At 69.3% G+C, this 14,608-nt stretch carries 17 protein-coding genes and 1 tRNA gene; 8 read left to right on the top strand and 10 right to left on the bottom strand.

What is annotated here, in order from left to right:
• The first annotated feature begins 3 nt into the window (after positions 1 to 3).
• From ACJ8AN_RS20475 to ACJ8AN_RS20450, 6 genes are all read left to right on the top strand, one after another.
• Positions 4 to 312: a hypothetical protein gene (locus ACJ8AN_RS20475; RefSeq protein ID WP_407757088.1), complete on the top strand. Its 309-nt coding sequence runs from the start codon at positions 4 to 6 to the stop codon at positions 310 to 312.
• 26 nt (positions 313 to 338) lie between these two features.
• On the top strand, positions 339 to 1,697 hold the full coding sequence (locus ACJ8AN_RS20470; protein WP_407757087.1) for an AgmX/PglI C-terminal domain-containing protein: 1,359 nt from the start codon (positions 339 to 341) through the stop codon (positions 1,695 to 1,697).
• Between the two features lie 41 nt (positions 1,698 to 1,738).
• On the top strand, positions 1,739 to 2,188 hold the full coding sequence (locus tag ACJ8AN_RS20465; protein WP_407757086.1) for a cyclic nucleotide-binding domain-containing protein: 450 nt from the start codon (positions 1,739 to 1,741) through the stop codon (positions 2,186 to 2,188).
• 76 nt (positions 2,189 to 2,264) lie between these two features.
• Positions 2,265 to 2,840: a hypothetical protein gene (locus tag ACJ8AN_RS20460; RefSeq protein WP_407757085.1), complete on the top strand. Its 576-nt coding sequence runs from the start codon at positions 2,265 to 2,267 to the stop codon at positions 2,838 to 2,840.
• Positions 2,841 to 2,960: 120 nt separating this feature from the next.
• Positions 2,961 to 4,217, top strand: a complete 1,257-nt coding sequence (locus ACJ8AN_RS20455; RefSeq protein WP_407757084.1) for a hypothetical protein — start codon at positions 2,961 to 2,963, stop codon at positions 4,215 to 4,217.
• A 13-nt stretch (positions 4,218 to 4,230) separates the two neighbouring features.
• Positions 4,231 to 4,848, top strand: coding sequence for a polysaccharide biosynthesis/export family protein (locus tag ACJ8AN_RS20450; protein ID WP_407757233.1), 618 nt, complete (start codon positions 4,231 to 4,233; stop codon positions 4,846 to 4,848).
• 4 nt (positions 4,849 to 4,852) lie between these two features.
• Here ACJ8AN_RS20450 and ACJ8AN_RS20445 read toward each other — a convergent pair whose 3' ends face one another.
• The 6 genes from ACJ8AN_RS20445 to ACJ8AN_RS20420 form a co-directional block, all read right to left on the bottom strand.
• Positions 4,853 to 5,680: an inositol monophosphatase family protein gene (locus tag ACJ8AN_RS20445; protein WP_407757083.1), complete on the bottom strand. Its 828-nt coding sequence runs from the start codon at positions 5,678 to 5,680 to the stop codon at positions 4,853 to 4,855.
• A 17-nt stretch (positions 5,681 to 5,697) separates the two neighbouring features.
• The gene (locus ACJ8AN_RS20440; RefSeq protein WP_407757082.1) at positions 5,698 to 6,243 is read right to left on the bottom strand and encodes a TlpA family protein disulfide reductase; all 546 of its coding nucleotides are present in this window, start codon (positions 6,241 to 6,243) and stop codon (positions 5,698 to 5,700) included.
• A gap of 3 nt (positions 6,244 to 6,246) precedes the next feature.
• Complete coding sequence (mpl, locus tag ACJ8AN_RS20435; RefSeq protein WP_407757081.1) at positions 6,247 to 7,713, bottom strand: UDP-N-acetylmuramate:L-alanyl-gamma-D-glutamyl-meso-diaminopimelate ligase; 1,467 nt, start codon at positions 7,711 to 7,713, stop codon at positions 6,247 to 6,249.
• Positions 7,706 to 8,884, bottom strand: a complete 1,179-nt coding sequence (locus ACJ8AN_RS20430) for a serine hydrolase domain-containing protein (protein WP_407757080.1) — start codon at positions 8,882 to 8,884, stop codon at positions 7,706 to 7,708. Before ACJ8AN_RS20430 ends, mpl begins: the two co-directional genes overlap by 8 nt.
• Positions 8,881 to 9,780, bottom strand: coding sequence for an LD-carboxypeptidase (locus ACJ8AN_RS20425; protein ID WP_407757079.1), 900 nt, complete (start codon positions 9,778 to 9,780; stop codon positions 8,881 to 8,883). Before ACJ8AN_RS20425 ends, ACJ8AN_RS20430 begins: the two co-directional genes overlap by 4 nt.
• A 98-nt stretch (positions 9,781 to 9,878) precedes the next feature.
• Positions 9,879 to 11,069 (bottom strand): RsmB/NOP family class I SAM-dependent RNA methyltransferase, encoded by a 1,191-nt coding sequence (locus ACJ8AN_RS20420; protein ID WP_407757232.1) that lies wholly within the window; start codon positions 11,067 to 11,069, stop codon positions 9,879 to 9,881.
• 147 nt (positions 11,070 to 11,216) lie between these two features.
• Here ACJ8AN_RS20420 and ACJ8AN_RS20415 point away from each other — a divergent pair.
• Together ACJ8AN_RS20415 and ACJ8AN_RS20410 are read left to right on the top strand one after the other, a co-directional pair.
• Positions 11,217 to 11,289 (top strand) — tRNA-Asn (locus tag ACJ8AN_RS20415).
• Between the two features lie 374 nt (positions 11,290 to 11,663).
• On the top strand, positions 11,664 to 12,434 hold the full coding sequence (locus ACJ8AN_RS20410) for a tyrosine-type recombinase/integrase (protein WP_407757078.1): 771 nt from the start codon (positions 11,664 to 11,666) through the stop codon (positions 12,432 to 12,434).
• Positions 12,435 to 12,585: 151 nt separating this feature from the next.
• Here the strand turns inward: ACJ8AN_RS20410 and ACJ8AN_RS20405 are convergent, their stop codons facing one another.
• The 4 genes from ACJ8AN_RS20405 to ACJ8AN_RS20390 all read right to left on the bottom strand — a co-directional run bounded on the left by ACJ8AN_RS20405 (position 12,586) and on the right by ACJ8AN_RS20390 (position 14,522).
• Positions 12,586 to 12,768 carry a hypothetical protein gene (locus ACJ8AN_RS20405; protein WP_407757077.1) on the bottom strand — a complete coding sequence of 61 codons (183 nt, stop codon included), beginning with the start codon at positions 12,766 to 12,768 and terminating at the stop codon, positions 12,586 to 12,588.
• Positions 12,769 to 13,043: 275 nt separating this feature from the next.
• Positions 13,044 to 13,511, bottom strand: coding sequence for an SMI1/KNR4 family protein (locus tag ACJ8AN_RS20400; protein ID WP_407757076.1), 468 nt, complete (start codon positions 13,509 to 13,511; stop codon positions 13,044 to 13,046).
• Between the two features lie 16 nt (positions 13,512 to 13,527).
• Positions 13,528 to 13,998: an SMI1/KNR4 family protein gene (locus ACJ8AN_RS20395; RefSeq protein ID WP_407757075.1), complete on the bottom strand. Its 471-nt coding sequence runs from the start codon at positions 13,996 to 13,998 to the stop codon at positions 13,528 to 13,530.
• Between the two features lie 2 nt (positions 13,999 to 14,000).
• Positions 14,001 to 14,522: a hypothetical protein gene (locus tag ACJ8AN_RS20390; RefSeq protein WP_407757231.1), complete on the bottom strand. Its 522-nt coding sequence runs from the start codon at positions 14,520 to 14,522 to the stop codon at positions 14,001 to 14,003.
• Positions 14,523 to 14,608: the final 86 nt, after the last annotated feature.

Here is a 14,608-nt window from a genome sequence, read left to right as displayed (position 1 = left end):
CCCATGCGCCCCGCCCTCGCCCTGCTGCTGCTCGCCGCCGTGCCCGCGTCCGCCCAGGACACCGCGCCCCGGCAGGCCCCGGCGGCCCAGGAGGCCTCCAAGGAGCCCGCCAAGGAGTCCAAGGACTCGAAGTCGAAGGGCTCCAAGCAGAAGAAGGTCATCCGCCTGGACGCCATCACCGTCGAGGGCCACATCCAGAAGCCCCAGGCCTTCTACATCCTCCAGCGCTCCAACCTGAACTTCGACGAGCTCAACAAGGCCGAGAGCTTCACGCCCAAGGTCGTCCAGAGCGTGGAGAAGGAACCTTTCTAGGGTAGGAAGGTTCCCAGAGACGAGACATGGCTTCCCCCCAGCACAACCGGATCCTCCGCGTCGGCCTCCTCCAGGGCACGCGCATCCTCGAGGAGCGCCACCTGCTCCAGCCCGGTGACTTCACCGTCGGGCAGGATCCGAAGAACTCCCTCGTGCTGCCCCTGCCGGACCTGCCGGCCAGCTTCCCCGTCTTCGAGTACCGCGCCAACCAGTACAACCTCGTCTTCAACGACGACATGCGGGGCCGGGTGGACCTCGGCTCCTCGGACGTGGACCTGCACGCGCTGCGCGACCAGGGCCAGGCCATGGAGCGCGGCGACCAGTACATCGTCCCCCTCCAGGAGAGCGCCCGCGGCGTGGTGGAGCTCGACAAGGACCTCCGCCTCTTCTTCCAGTTCATCACCCCCCCGCCCGAGTCCGAGAAGCCCCGGCTGCCTCCGGATCTCCAGGGCGGCTCCTGGCGGACGATGGACCGGATGTTCTTCGCCATCCTCGCCGCCTCCCTGCTGCTGCACTTCACTGGCGCCGCCATCATCATCGGCTCCGAGCCGCCCCCCGAGCCCGAGCTGTCGCTCGACGAGCTCCCGGACCGCTTCGCGCGCGTGCTCATGCCGCCCAAGGCCGAGGAGCCCCAGAAGCCCAGCGTGGACTCGGCCCAGGCCGCCGCCACCGAGGAGAAGAAGCCCCAGCCGAGCGAGTCGGACGACAAGCCCGCCGCCGACGCTTCGTCCAAGCCCTCCACCCCGGAGCAGGCCGCCGCCCACCGCGCCGAGGTGGCCAGGAAGGTGGCCGGCAAGGGCCTGCTCAAGATTCTCGGCTCCAACGGCGGAGCGGGCGGGGGCGCGTTCGCGGACGTGCTCGGCAGCAGCACTGGTGGTGGGGACATCGCGCAGGCGCTGGCCGGCGCGGGCGGCGTGGGCGTGGCCACCGAGGCCTCCGTGGGCGCCAGTGGTCCTCGCGGCGGCGGCACCGGCAAGGTGGCGGGCATCGGCGAGCTCGGCACCAGCGGCGGCGGCAAGGTGGACCTCGGCACCAAGAAGGAAGTGGCTGTCTCTGGCCGCGTCACCGCCGCCACCCCCGAGGTGGAGAGCTCCGAGGTCGATCGCGACGCGCTCGTCCGCTACATCAAGGCCCGTCTCAAGGCCATCCAGAACTGCTACGAGAAGGAGCTCAAGCGCAACCCCAGCCTCAAGGGCAAGGTGCTCGTGCGCTTCAACATCCTGCCCTCCGGCCGCACGGGGGACATCGAAATCGAGGAAAACACCCTGGGCAACGAGGCGGTGGGCAGTTGCATCCGCACCGTCATCCGCAGCTGGGTGTTCCCCTTCAAACCAGATGACGAAGTCCCGGTGGCCTACCCCTTCGTGTTCTCGCCCGCGGGGTAGACAATGGGGCCAGCAGCCTGAATCCCGGGGGGTCGGGAGACATGGAAAAGCTGGCCGTCATTTCGTCGTCACCGTTGTTCGAGATGCTCTCCAGTACGGAGCTGGCGCACGTCGCGGAGCTGGCCGAGCAGCGGCGCTATGCCGCCGGCGAGGTCGTGTTCGAGGAGGGCGAGCTGGGCGACAGCCTCTACGTCATTGTCCGCGGAGAGGTGGAGGTGGTGCGCGGGGAGGGCGGCAGCGTGCCCCGGCCCCTCACGGTGCTCACCGCCCCGGACTTCTTCGGGGAGATGAGCCTCATCGACAAGGAGTACCGCTCGGCCACGGTGCGCGCGCGCACGGAGGCGATGCTGCTGCGGCTCACCACCCACCACCTGGCCGCCTTCCGCCAGGTGCACCGGGACGGCTTCACCTTCGTCGTCATCAACATCGCGCGCATCCTCTCGGCGCGGGTGCGCGAGGCCAATGCCCGCCTCACGGCCAGGCAGGCTTGAAGAAGCCCGTGCGTTGACACCTCCGGCCCGGCTCTCTAGCGTCCGGGCCATGCGCCGCGGCCCTGGAGCAGACGTCATGCGCTACATCGGAATGCTGGCGGTGGTGCTCGTGGGCGGGCTCGCGCTGGCCCAGTCCACGCCCCGTGCGGTCCCCCGCCCCGCCTCGGCGCCCGGCGTCTCCCCCTTCCAGGTGGAGAAGGCCAGCGACGTGCCGGACACCACGAAGCTCGAGCGCAGCACCAAGGCGCTCGGCACCATGCGCGAGGTGCTCCGGGACGTGCTCGGCAAGCTGGAGGAGGCCCGGCGCGCCAAGGACGTGGTGAAGCTCAACTGCGTCAACGAGAAGCTCACCCAAATCAAGGGCCTGCTGCGCATCTCCGAGCAGGCGGACGTGGCGCTCCAGGAGGCCGTGGCCACCCGGGACACCACCTCCGGCGAGCACGAGTACACCAAGGTGATGATCGCCCAACAGAAGGTCTCCCAGATGCGCTCCGAGGCGGAGAAGTGCATCGGGCAGCTCGCCTTCCAGGCGGACGAGAACATGTCGGTGGAGGTCGAGGAGCCCAAGGACCTGCCCGGCGGAGACCCCACCCGGCCCAAGCCCCCGGACGACGTCGTCATCCGCCCGCCCCCGGCCAGCGCCGTCCAATGATTTCAACCCGGTTGGCCTCCTGCTCCCCGGGCGGCCGGGGCCGGGGGGCACCGGGGGAAGTCATTTCGGGCCCCCCGGAGACGCGTGGTATGACGGCGGGTCCTGGGGTTTGACCGCTTCATGACGCAGCCTGCCAACAGATGGAGGGCCCTGTGCCTGCTGGCGATGGCGGCGTCATGGCCCGCGTTCGGGCAGAGCGTGGACAGCGGCCCCCGGAACGGCAACGGCCTCAAGGTGGGTGAGGGCCGGCTGCACTTCACCTTCGAGTTCGAGACCCGCTACGACAGCGCCGTCGGCTACTTCCCCCCGCCGGGCACCACCGACCCCACCCTGGTGTCGGACCAGCTGTCGGGCGAGGCCCTGATGCACATCCGGCCGGGGCTGAAGCTGGAGCTTCCCGGCTCCACCCTGTCCCTGGACCTCAAGGGCCACGCCGACTACGTCCACTACACGGGCCTGATCACCCCCGGCTCGACGGCCACCTCCCACCTGGAGGGGATGGCGGACCTCAACGTCGCCTTCAACAAGCAGGCGCCGATCGGCGCAGAGCTGGCGGACCACTTCCAGCGCTCGGACCAGACGCGCAGCGCGGCGATCGGCGCGGGCGTGCTGTCGCTCTTCAACGAGGTGCGCCTGAGCGTGCCGCTGCGGCCCGGCGGCGGCGCCTTCGAGGTGACGCCCCAGTTCGCCTGGGCGGTGGAGCACTTCAAGGCGTCCGGAGCCCTGCCCCCAGTGGGCTGCGGCGGCCCCGAGTGCGATCCCTCGCTGGTGGACCGCTTCGACTACGGCAACGTGCGCGCCGGCCTGCAGGCCCGCTGGCGCTTCCTGCCGAAGACGGCCGTGGTGGCGGACGCCCAGTTCGACTGGCGCAGCTATGCCCACGGAGACACCCCGGACGCCCTGCTGCTGCACGGCAAGGCGGGCCTCGCGGGCCTGGTGACGCCGAAAATCGCCCTCACGGCCACCGTGGGCTGGGGCCAGGACTTCGGCGCGGCGTCGGCCGGAGCCATCCTCGCCCAGCTCGAGGCCAGCTACCTGGTGAGCGCCACGGCCACCCTCAAGCTCGGCTATGCGCGCAGCCTCGAGCCGGTGGCGGCCTTCGGCCTGTTCCGAGATGACCGCGGGTACCTGGAGGCGCAGGCGCTGCTCGGCGGCCGGCTCACCCTGCGGGGAGCCACCTCGTTCGACTTGCTGAGCTTCCAGGGCGTCCGGCACGACACGCTCTACAAGCTGGACGTGGGGCCCCAGTACCAGTTCCAGCGCTGGATGGTGCTCGGGGCCGGCTACCTGTTGGGAGTCCGTTCGTCCTCGGAGCCCGGCACCGGAATCAACTACTCCCGGCACGAAGGGTATGTTCGAGTGACCGTGACGTACTGAGACGGCCACCGTGATGCGCTCCCTTTCCCTGCTCGTGCTGCTGCTCGGCGCGCTGACCGCGTGCCGCACCACCACGTCCTCCCAGACGCTCGATGCCTCGGAGGTGCCCGCGCCCTCTTCCACCCCCGGTGGTACCCCGGAGGCCCAACGCACGCTCGGCCCGGGAGACCTGGTGGACGTGCGCGTGTACCAGGAGCCGGAGCACTCGGGCGTCTGGGCCGTGTCCCCCGAGGGCACCATCGACTACCCGCTGTGCGGCAAGGTCCACCTGGCGGGCCGCACCTCGGGCACCGCCGCGGACGTGCTGCGCGCCTGCCTCACGCGCTACCTCAAGCACCCCGAGGTGTCCGTCGCCATCCGCGAGTACAACTCGAAGAAGGTCTTCGTCTTCGGCGAGGTGCAGAAGCCGGGCACGTTCTCCTACGAGGAGGGGATGACCATCATCGAGGCGCTCACGCTGGCCGGCGGCCTCACCAAGCTGGCCTCGCCCAACGCCACCCAGGTGGCGCGCCAGACCGAGGGCCAGCAGTTGAAGATCCGCGTCCCGGTGAAGGACATCCGCGACGGCGCGGAGAAGAACTTCGCCCTCCAGCCGGGCGACATCATCTTCGTGCCGGAGAGCCTCTTCTAGGCGCTCAGGCGCGCGGAGCCGGGGGCGTCCAGCCGATGTCGGCGAGGAAGCCCTGGGACTCGGAGATGAGCTGCGCGGCCAGTCCCGGCGCGCACGCGAGCACGTCCCCGATTTCCACCTGGAAGGGGGCTCCGTCGATGCGCACCATCGTCCCGCCCGCCTCCTGCACCAGCAGCGAGCCCGCCGCCACATCCCAGGGCTTGAGGCCGAACTCGAAGAAGCCGTCGAAGCGGCCCGCGGCCACGTAGGCCAGATCCAACGCCGCGCTGCCCGTGCGCCGCATCCCCTGCGCCCGGACGATGAAGCGCCGCAGCAGGCCCACCGGGCCCTCGGGCCGCTGGTGCACGTCGTAGGGGAAGCCCGTGCACAGCAGCGCGTGCCCCAATGCCTTGGTGCCCGAGACCCTCAGCGGACGGCCGTTGAGCGTGGCCCCCTGCCCTCGCGCGGCGGAGAAGAGCTCGTCCAGCATCGGGTTGTAGATGGCGCCAGCGAGCACCCCGTCCGGCCCGTCCACGCCCACGCTCACGCAGAAGTGCGGCACCCGGTGCGCGTAGTTGGTGGTGCCATCCAGCGGGTCCACCACCCAGCGCAACCCCGAGCCCCGCGAGGCCCCGCTCTCCTCGGCGAGAATCGCGTGGCCCGGATAGCGCTGCCGGAGGAAGCCGAGCACCGTCTCCTCGGCCGCCCGGTCCGCGTCCGTCACGAGGTCGATGCCGTCGCCCCCCTTGTACTCGATGGTGCGCTCACCCAGGAAACGTTCGGCGAGCACCCGGCCCGCGAGCCGGGCTCCCTCCTCGGCGATGCGGCGCAGTGTCGCGGGCGACTCATCCATGGCGGCTCCTCCTTCGTCTACTTCACGGGCTCGGCGAGCAACTCCTCGATCTCCGACTGGTACTTCGCGAGGAACTCCTCGGCGAAGCCCTCGTGCACGTAGCGCACCCGGCCCTGACGGTCGACGAGCAGCGTGGTGGGCATGCCCCGGACCCGCAGCACCTTGTCCGCCACCTCGGCGTTGGCGTCGAGCAGCACGGGCAGCGTCACCTTCGTCTCCTCGAGGAACGGCCCGAGCGCGCGCACGTCCTCGTCCACGTTGAGCGCGTACACCTTCAGGCCCCGCTCGGCGTAGTGCTTCGCGAGATCCTGGTACATGGGCAGCGCGTCCTTGCAGGGCTCGCACCAGGTGGCCCACACGTCGAGCAGCACCACGCTGCCCCGGTCGCTGGCGATGGCGTGGGGCTCACCGCCCGGGTAGCGCTTGACGGTGAAGGTCAGCGGGGCCGGCTCGGACTCCAGGGCCTCCGAGCTGGAGGTCATGGCCGGAGACGTGAGCGAGGGCATCTTCTGCGCGCACCCGGAGAGGGCGAGCACGGCCAGGGCGAGGGACAAGGAGCGCATGGCTCACTTTTCTCCCATGCGGGAGCGCAGCGCGGCCAGCAGCTTCTCGATGAAGCCACCGAAGGCGCCGTTGCTCATCACCAGCAGCACGTCGCCGGGCTGGGACTCGCGCGCGACGCGCTCGACGAGCGAGGGTACGTCCGAGGCGTAGTCCGCGGCGATACCCTGCGTCTTCAGCTCCTCGGTGACGCGGGGCACGTTCAGCTCCTCGTCGACGGGCACCTTGTCGTGGCGCTCGGGCACCTTGAGGCTGGCCCGCGTCGCACCCGTGAAGGAGTGCGCGTAGTCCTCCTGGTGGATGTTGCGGCGGCTGGTGTTCGAGCGCGGCTCGAAGATGGCCCACAGCCGGCGATCCGGGTAGCGGTGACGGATGGCGGCGATCGTCTCGCGCACCGCCGTCGGGTGGTGCGCGAAGTCGTCCACCACCATGATGCCGCCAATCTCCGCCCGCACCTCCTGGCGCCGCTTCACCCCACGGAAGGTGGCCAGGCCCTTGGCGATCTCCTCGAAGGACAGGCCGAGCCCGCGCGCCGCGGCGATGACGCTCAGCGCGTTCTCCACGTTGTGCATGCCCGAGAGCGGCAGCAGCGCGGTGCCGAGCACGGTGCCACGCTCGACCACGTCGAAGTGCGCGCCCTCGGGGCCGAAGCGCACGTTGCGTGGGGTGTAGTCCGCCTGCGCGCCCTCCTTCGCCACGTAGGTGATGACCTGCCCCGGGCACGCCTGCGCCAGCTTCACCGCGTTGGGGTACGCGGCGCACACCACCAGCCGCCCGTCCTTCGGAATCAGCCGGACGAACTTGTCGAAGGTGGCCTCGTAGTGCGGCATGTCGCGGAAGATGTCCGCGTGGTCGAACTCCACGCTGGTGAGGATGGCCGTCTTCGGACGGTAGTGGAGGAACTTGGAGCCCTTGTCCCAGTAGGCCGTGTCGTACTCGTCGCCCTCGACGACGAAGTGCGGCCCCTTCCCCACCCGGTAGTTGCCCGAGTAGTTCTGCGTCACGCCGCCCACGAGGAAGGACGGATCCTTCCCCGCCGCGACGAGCACGTGTGCCATCAGCGAGGACGTGGTCGTCTTGCCGTGCGTGCCCGCCACCACCACGGAGTGCGCCCGGTCCAGGAAGAGCGAGCCCAGCGCCGCCGGGAAGCTCATCTGCTGGATGCCACGCTCGCGTACGGCGGTGGCCTCGGGGTTCACCCGGCGGATGACGTTGCCGATGATGACGAGGTCCGGCTTCGCCTTGTCGAGGTTGTCCGGGCTGTAGGGCGTGAGCGCTTGAATCCCCCACGCGCGGAGCATGTCGCTCATGGGCGGGTAGACGTTCTCGTCGCTGCCGGTGACGTCGTAGCCCGCGGCCTTGAGCATGCCGGCGAACGAGCCCATGCCAGTGCCGGCCACGCCGACGAGGTGGATGCGGCGCACCGCGCCGGGGGTGATGGTTTCGAGGACGTTGCCGTTGTCGTCAGCCATGTGCTTTCGGGGTGAGGTCGCTGAGGCCGAGGGCCTGCACGACGAGGTCGTGGAAGACGGGGCGGAAATCGCGGATGCGCAGCTCCTTGCGGCCGTGCGCCACGCGGTTGGTGACGAGCGCCACCACCAGCGAGCGGCGCAGGTCCACCCAGAGGCTACAGCCGGTGAAGCCCAGGTGGCCCACCGCGCCCGGAGGCGTGTCGCCGATGAAGTGGCCCGCGCTCGACAGGCCCTCGGAGGGCGAGTCGAAGCCCATGGAGCGGGTGCTCGTCTCCAGGAGCGGATCCGTCGCCAGCGCGCGGTACCAGAGCGGCCCGGGGGCGAGCGTCGGCTCCCCCGCGCACCCGGCGAGAATCGCCTGGCCGAAGCGCGCCACGTCCACCGCGGTGCCGAAGAGGCCCGCATGGCCGCTGACGCCATCCATCACCCAGGCGTTGTCGTCATCCACCTCGCCGGGCACCGCGGGACGCGTGGGAAGCTCGCCCCACAGGGTTTCCTGGCCGGGAGCGGGCTCGCGGGGACGGGTGGCTCCCGTGGGCGCCACGCGGCCGTCGGTGGGAAAGTCCGTGAGGCGGTGGAAGCGCGCGGAGAGGCCGAGCGGCTCGGCGATGTGCCGCGAGAAGAGCACGTCCAGCGGCGCGCCTCCCACGCGGGAGAGAATCTCCCCCAGGAGGATGAAGCCCACGTCGCTGTAGGCCGTGCGCGTGCGCAGCGGGGCGGCCAGCGGGGTGCGCGCGGCGGCCCGCACCACCTCCTCGCGCACGCGGGCGCGGGTGGCCGAGGGACAGGTGGGCTCGAGGAGCTCGGGCGTGGAGGTGAGCGCCTCGGCGAAGAAGGGCACGAAGGGCGGCAGGCCCGAGCGGTGGTAGAGCAGATCCGCCACCGTGGCCCCCGCCTCCCCCACGGGCGAGCCCGGGAAGTAGCGGGCCACGGGCGCCTCGGGGCCCACCTTGCCCTCGGTCCAGAAGCGCAGGAAGAGCGCGGTGGTGCACAGCACCTTGGTGACGGAGGCCAGGTCGAAGCGCGTGTCGCCCGTGACGTCGCCCGCCACGCCGCCGAAGACCTGGGCGCCCCGGTGCATCACCACGGCCTGCGCGGACGGGAAGATGCCGAGCGTCACGGCCTCCTCGAGGACGTCCTGCAGCTCCGCGATGGGGTGACCGCCGCTCATGCCTGCACCGCTCCTTCGAGGAAGGTGAGGCGCGCGGCGCTCGCATCCAACCGCACCTGGGTGCCGAGGGCGACCGGGTAGTTGGGAATGTCATGGCCGATGGGGAAGCCAGCGGCGCACGGCACGCCCGCCTCCTCGGCGAGCGAACGGAGCACATCCGCGCTGCTGTACGGAGCGCCCTTCTGCTCGCAATCGGTGAACTGGCCGAGCACGAGACCGCTCACCTTGTCGAAGACGCCCGCGAGCAGCAGGTGCGTCCAGATGCGGTCGAGCCGGTAGGGCCGCTCGCCCACGTCCTCGAGCAGGAGAATCGCCCCATCGAGCGGCGGCATGTACGGGGTACCGAGCAGCCGCGAGAGGACGGAGAGGTTGCCGCCGAGCAGCCGTCCCTCGGCGATGCCGGGCACGTAGGTGGCGGTGCCCTGGAGGGGCGGCGGGGCCTCGGGGGATTCGAGGAGGCGGAAGAGGTACTCCTGGACCTCGGGAGGCTGCGTGCCCAGGTGGGTGACGACGGGCCCGTGGATGGTGACGCGCCCGAGCCCCTGCAGCGGCAGGTGCAGCGCGGTGATGTCGGAGAAGCCCACGAGCGCCGTGGGAGCCATGTCCGCCAGCGGGAGCGAGGGCAGCAGGCGCATGACGCCGTAGCCACCACGAGCGCAGAAGATGGCGCGGGCGTTCGGGTCGGTGAGGGCCCGGGAGAGCTCGGCGCCCCGGCGCGCATCGGGGCCGGCGAGGTAGCGCCAGGACTCATAGAGGTCCGGCTGGTAGGTGGGCGAATACCGCCGCCCGAGGACGCCGAGCCCGGTCTCGAAAGTGGGCGGGTCGAAGGGGCCAGCGGGGGCGACGATGTGGACGGTGTCGCGAGGACGCAGCGGGAGGGGCTTGAGCCAACGCACGGCGCCTTCATAGCACCCGGTGCGCGCGTGTCTCCGAGCTTCGAACACCCCATGTCCAGGTGACAACCTCCCCCCCTGCCCCCCGGGCTTCCAGCCCCCTACCCGTCCACCCGCTCCAGCACGGCGGCGAAGAACCCATCGGTCCCGTGCAGGTGTGGCGCACAGAACAGGACCCCCTCCCGGACACACGAGGGCTCCAGCCACCCCGCCCCGGGAGTCACGAGCCTGAACCCGGGAGCCTCGCGCAGGAACCCGCGCACCACGTCCTCGTTCTCCCCGCGATTGAACGTACAGGTCGCGTAGACCAGCCGGCCCCCGGGGCGCACGAGCCGGCCCGCGCGCTCGAGAATGTCGTGCTGCACCCGAGGCCACCGGGACAGGGACTCGGGCTCGAGACGGAAGCGCAGGTCGGGCCCGCGCCGCAGCGAGCCCAGCTCCGAGCACGGCACATCCGCGAGCACCCGGTCGGCGAGCACGCCCTCGGGAGGCGCGCGGAGCACCTGGGCATTCGACACGCCCGCCCGGGAACAGCGCTGCAGGAGCCGGTCGAGCCGCTCGGCATCCGGGTCATACGCGAGCAGCCGTCCCCGGTTCTCCATGGCCGCGCCGAGCAACAGCGTCTTGCCCCCCGCCCCCGCGCACAGGTCGAGCACCGTCTCGCCGGGCCGCGCCTCGACGAGCAGGCCGAGCAACTGGCTCCCCTCGTCCTGGACCTCGAAGAGGCCCTCGCGCAACGAGCCGAGCCCGTACAGGTTGGGCCGGGGACCCACGACATGGAGTGCGAGGGGACTGAGCGCACCGGGCCGGGTCTCGACGCCCTCGGAGCGCAGCCGCTCGGCGAGGGCCTCACGGGTGGTGCGCAACCGGTTCACCCGGAGCGTGATGGGACCGGGGACATTGAGGTGGGCGCAGAAGTCCTCGGCGGCGGGGCCGAGCTCGCGGATGAAGTGCTCGGCGAGCCAGTCCGGCAGGGACCACCGGAGGGCGAGCGAGGGCGGCTCCTCGGAGACGAGGGTCGGCGGACTCCCGACCCCGGAGAGCCGGGCCGCCTCGGTGGCCGGGAGACCGGCGAGCCGGTGCAGGAAGGCGTAGAGGAGCGAGGAGGCGGGGGCGCTCGGGTTGCCGAGCAGGAAGCCGAGCCGGCGGCGCCACAGGCCGACGTTGAAGACGGACTCGGCGAGGGCCTGGCGCTGTTCGCGGGAGAGGGAGCGATGGGAGCGGAGGGTCCGGTCGAGCACGCGCTCCGCGGCGCTGCCCGAGAGGACCTGCGCGAGGGCGTCGGCGGCGATGGGGGCGAGACCCTCCAGGGCCGACCAGGGAACCGAGCGAAGACGAGAGAGCGGATCAAAACAGGATGTTGACAGGAGTGACTCCGTTCTTTAGAAAGCTCCTCGTTGTCGCGGCGGTCCACAAGGGCCAACGCGCGGCGGACATATTCCCCGATAGCTCAGCCGGTAGAGCGGGTGACTGTTAATCACTAGGTCCGAGGTTCGAGTCCTCGTCGGGGAGCACAAGAAGGGCGCCAGGTGAAAACCCGGCGCCCTTTTTCTTTTGTCCTCTGGCCCCCTGTCGGACGTTCTCCCCAATGGAGGGCGCGGGCGCATGGGCGAGAGCACCGGCAAGAGCCAGGACCACGCGGAGACGTGGCAAGGCGGGTTCATCCGCCACGACTCCAGGGGTCGCAAGGTCTACGTCATCCGCCGGATGCTCAACGGGCGGAACTACAAGGTCAGCACGCGGGCGACCACGCTCCGAGCGACCATGGAACAGCTCAAGCGGTTCGAGACGGACCCGGAGCACACAACCCGGCGGGCTCGGCACACGAGGCGCCCATCTACCTCAATGCGCCGCTCGCGGCTGAGTTCCTCGCCTGCTCGCGCGACGTGGACAAGAACAGCCCCACCTGGGTGAAGAAGCAGCAGGGCTACCTCGCGTGGTGGGCCGACCAGCTCAAGGGCCAGGACTTGCGGAAACTCACGCTCCTCGACGACATCCTCCCCGCCCTGGAGGGAGCGAAGGCCCGGGGACATCGGATCGCGGTCCTCAAGCGCGTCTACTCCTGGTTGCGCAAGGTGAAGCACGTCCTCTCGGTGGCCGAGGATCCGACCTTCGGGCGGCTCACCGTGCCCCAGGCCCGGCCCGAGCAGTGGAAGCGGGACAAGGTGATTCCCCGGGAGCATTACCTGCTCGCCCACGAGTACCTTGCGCCTCACTGGCGCGACGGGATGGACGTGCAGGCGGGCACCGGCTGGCACGTCTCGGAGCTGGTGCGCTTCGCCAGGATGGGCAGCTTGGAGCCGTACCGGGGCGAGGCCGAGGGGATCGCGGGGGTGCTGGTGTGTCCGCAAACCAAGAGCGGCGAGCCCTTGCGCACCGCCGTGTCCGCCGAGGTGCTGGAGGCCGGGAAGCGGCTGCTGGAGCGGGGCTCGTTCAGCTTCGAGAAGTACGGCTTGGCCATCAAGGCGGCGTGCAAGGCGGCAGGCGTCCCTCCCTTCACCCTGGGACGGTTCCGGCACTCCGTCGCCACCTGGGCCATCGAGAAAGGGGCGGACCCGGCCTCGGTGGCGGCCTTCCTCAACCACAAGAGCCCGACCACCACGCGGCGCTTCTACGCGACGCACGCTGTCCCGACCAAGATTCCCACCCTTGCTTAAGACATATATTTTCACTGCGGTAAGAAGGCACGATGCCAACATGCCTCACGCGGAGAGTGCCCCTGTGAATTTGTGGTTCGTCTTCTACATCATGGTCGGTTGTGCGCTCGCATTGGCGGCGATGGACCATTGGGTACTTCTGCCGCGACGGCTAGAGCGCCAGTTCGGCGATGCGTGGCGTTCGTACAACGAGAAGGCTTTCCATCCTCAAATCGGACCACCAGGTAGAGACAACGTTCGCGACCTGGTGCGTATTGCCGTCGAAGTCCAGAGTACGGGAGGCAAGTGGGCCGTCATCATCGAGCACCATGAAGCGACTGGTGTTGTTGTCCACGAGTTTGCTCGGAATGGCCGGTTTTCCTCACGCGGGCCGTACTTCATTCGGTTGAGGAACTCAGTTTGGTCTCTTCAGGCAGACGGCACCTGATCAAGGCCGTGCTCTATCCTTACGGGATTGGGACTTCCAACCCTTCAGGCGGACAAACGCGCGAAATCGCCCGTGAAATTCTGGAGTTCGATACGAAGCAATACCCGCCAGTGTCCCTCCGAAAGTACGCGCAGATGAACCATCACTCTGCGCGCGAATGAATGGCGTAAAGAATTGCCTGCTCATTCACCCAGCCAGTAGAGGCCGCGCCGGGTACGTAGCACCTGCTCCAGGAACTCCGAGAAGGAGTTGGCGACTGGCCCGCAGTATTTCGGGTTGGGCCATGCCTCGTGGTAGCCGTCCGTCAGGGGGTAGCGGTCGTTCTCCTGGCGGGCCACGTCCACCAGCACGTAGTTGCCGTCCTGGACGTCGCAGATGGCCCACATCGAGGCGGGCCCATGCGCGTCATCATCATTCTTCTTCCCGAAGATGGCGACTCGCGCCCGGACGATCTCCGAGAGAGGAAGTATCTGGTAGGGAGAATCGGGTAGCCGTTCGATCAGCTCGGCGCCGTTGCAATGCAGGTAGAAGGCGCGCAGGTCCGGGTCCAACCTCCACCCCACCCACCGCTCGAACTCCTCGATCTCCTCGGGTGGGGCTGGGGGATAGGGGAAGTGCTCGCGGGAGACTTCTTCCAGCAAGCGGCTCATGAGCATGGCCACAGTCTCATTCCCCCAGCCAGTAGAGGCTACGCCGGGTGCGTAGCACCTGCTCCAAGAACTCCGAGAACGAGCTGGCGATCTGCGTGCAGTATTCCGGGTTGGGCCAGGTCTCTCGGTCCCCATCAATGAGCGGATACCGCCCGTCTACTTGTCGGCTCACGTCCAAGACGACATAGTTGCCATCGCGCACGTAACAGAAGGCGTACATCGAGGCCGGGCCCCACCTGTCGTCATCCTCACCGCAGATGGCCACCCGTGCCCGGACGATCTTCGACAGAGGCAGGATTTCATAGGGCGAATCCGGCCATCGAAGCAGAGCGGCCCCATTGCAATGCAGATAGAAGGCCCGGAGGTCCGGGTCCAGCTTCCAGCCCACCCGCCGCTCGAACTCCTCAACTTCCTCGGGCGTGGAGGGGGGATGAGGGAAGGGCTCGCGGGAGACCTCTTCGAGCAGGTCGCTCATGGGCGTGGCCATCGTCAGTTGTCCGAGTAGGGCAGGTCGGGTCCCACTGTGTTCCAGGGCGCTTGCCCAGCGTAGCAGGCAGGGTAGGCCCTGGTGAATTCGTCATGGATGCTGGGCTGTACGGGGATGATGTTGTTGGGATCCACCGGATCGCCACCGTGCCAGAGGTCCCGGATGTGATGGCCCGGCCAGGAGATGCCTCCGTCGACGGGCCACTCTCCGAACTTCTTGCTCCAGTCGTCCCGGAAGGAGTCTCGGATCTTTTCCCACCGCTTGCGCTCAACCTCCTTCACCGCCTTCGGCAGAGTGGGGTAGTTGCAGCAGCAGTGATAGATGCCGTAGCGGCTCCCGGCTTTCACGGGAACGGGTAGGACGACGAGGCTTCCCACCCAGTCCAGCTTGATGTCCGCCAACCATATGCACCCCATGAGCGTGTGGCGCTCCTGGGCGCATTCCATCTGGCACTGGTTCACGAACTGACGGCGGCACTGCCAGGGGCCGTAGAAGAGCGTCGTCTTCATCTGCCCACCCGGCACGTTCAACCAGGGTAGTTCCTTCTTCCTCGCGGGTTGGACTCCTGGAGAGGGTGAGGGGCCAGACCCGCCTGTGTCCGGGGTCGTCG

The sequence above is a fragment of the Archangium sp. genome (genome assembly GCF_045802675.1).
Classification (GTDB): domain Bacteria; phylum Myxococcota; class Myxococcia; order Myxococcales; family Myxococcaceae; genus Archangium.
This window is presented reverse-complemented; position numbering and strand designations above follow the sequence as displayed.

What these genes read in the sequence shown, in the direction of transcription:
- ACJ8AN_RS20475 (WP_407757088.1), top strand. Translation starts at nt 4, where the DNA reads ATGCGCCCCGCCCTCGCCCTGCTGCTGCTCGCCGCCGTGCCCGCGTCC.
- ACJ8AN_RS20470 (WP_407757087.1), top strand. Translation starts at nt 339, where the DNA reads ATGGCTTCCCCCCAGCACAACCGGATCCTCCGCGTCGGCCTCCTCCAG.
- ACJ8AN_RS20465 (WP_407757086.1), top strand. Translation starts at nt 1,739, where the DNA reads ATGGAAAAGCTGGCCGTCATTTCGTCGTCACCGTTGTTCGAGATGCTC.
- ACJ8AN_RS20460 (WP_407757085.1), top strand. Translation starts at nt 2,265, where the DNA reads ATGCGCTACATCGGAATGCTGGCGGTGGTGCTCGTGGGCGGGCTCGCG.
- ACJ8AN_RS20455 (WP_407757084.1), top strand. Translation starts at nt 2,961, where the DNA reads ATGACGCAGCCTGCCAACAGATGGAGGGCCCTGTGCCTGCTGGCGATG.
- ACJ8AN_RS20450 (WP_407757233.1), top strand. Translation starts at nt 4,231, where the DNA reads ATGCGCTCCCTTTCCCTGCTCGTGCTGCTGCTCGGCGCGCTGACCGCG.
- ACJ8AN_RS20445 (WP_407757083.1), bottom strand. Translation starts at nt 5,680, where the DNA reads ATGGATGAGTCGCCCGCGACACTGCGCCGCATCGCCGAGGAGGGAGCC.
- ACJ8AN_RS20440 (WP_407757082.1), bottom strand. Translation starts at nt 6,243, where the DNA reads ATGCGCTCCTTGTCCCTCGCCCTGGCCGTGCTCGCCCTCTCCGGGTGC.
- mpl (WP_407757081.1), bottom strand. Translation starts at nt 7,713, where the DNA reads ATGGCTGACGACAACGGCAACGTCCTCGAAACCATCACCCCCGGCGCG.
- ACJ8AN_RS20430 (WP_407757080.1), bottom strand. Translation starts at nt 8,884, where the DNA reads ATGAGCGGCGGTCACCCCATCGCGGAGCTGCAGGACGTCCTCGAGGAG.
- ACJ8AN_RS20400 (WP_407757076.1), bottom strand. Translation starts at nt 13,511, where the DNA reads ATGAGCCGCTTGCTGGAAGAAGTCTCCCGCGAGCACTTCCCCTATCCC.
- ACJ8AN_RS20395 (WP_407757075.1), bottom strand. Translation starts at nt 13,998, where the DNA reads ATGGCCACGCCCATGAGCGACCTGCTCGAAGAGGTCTCCCGCGAGCCC.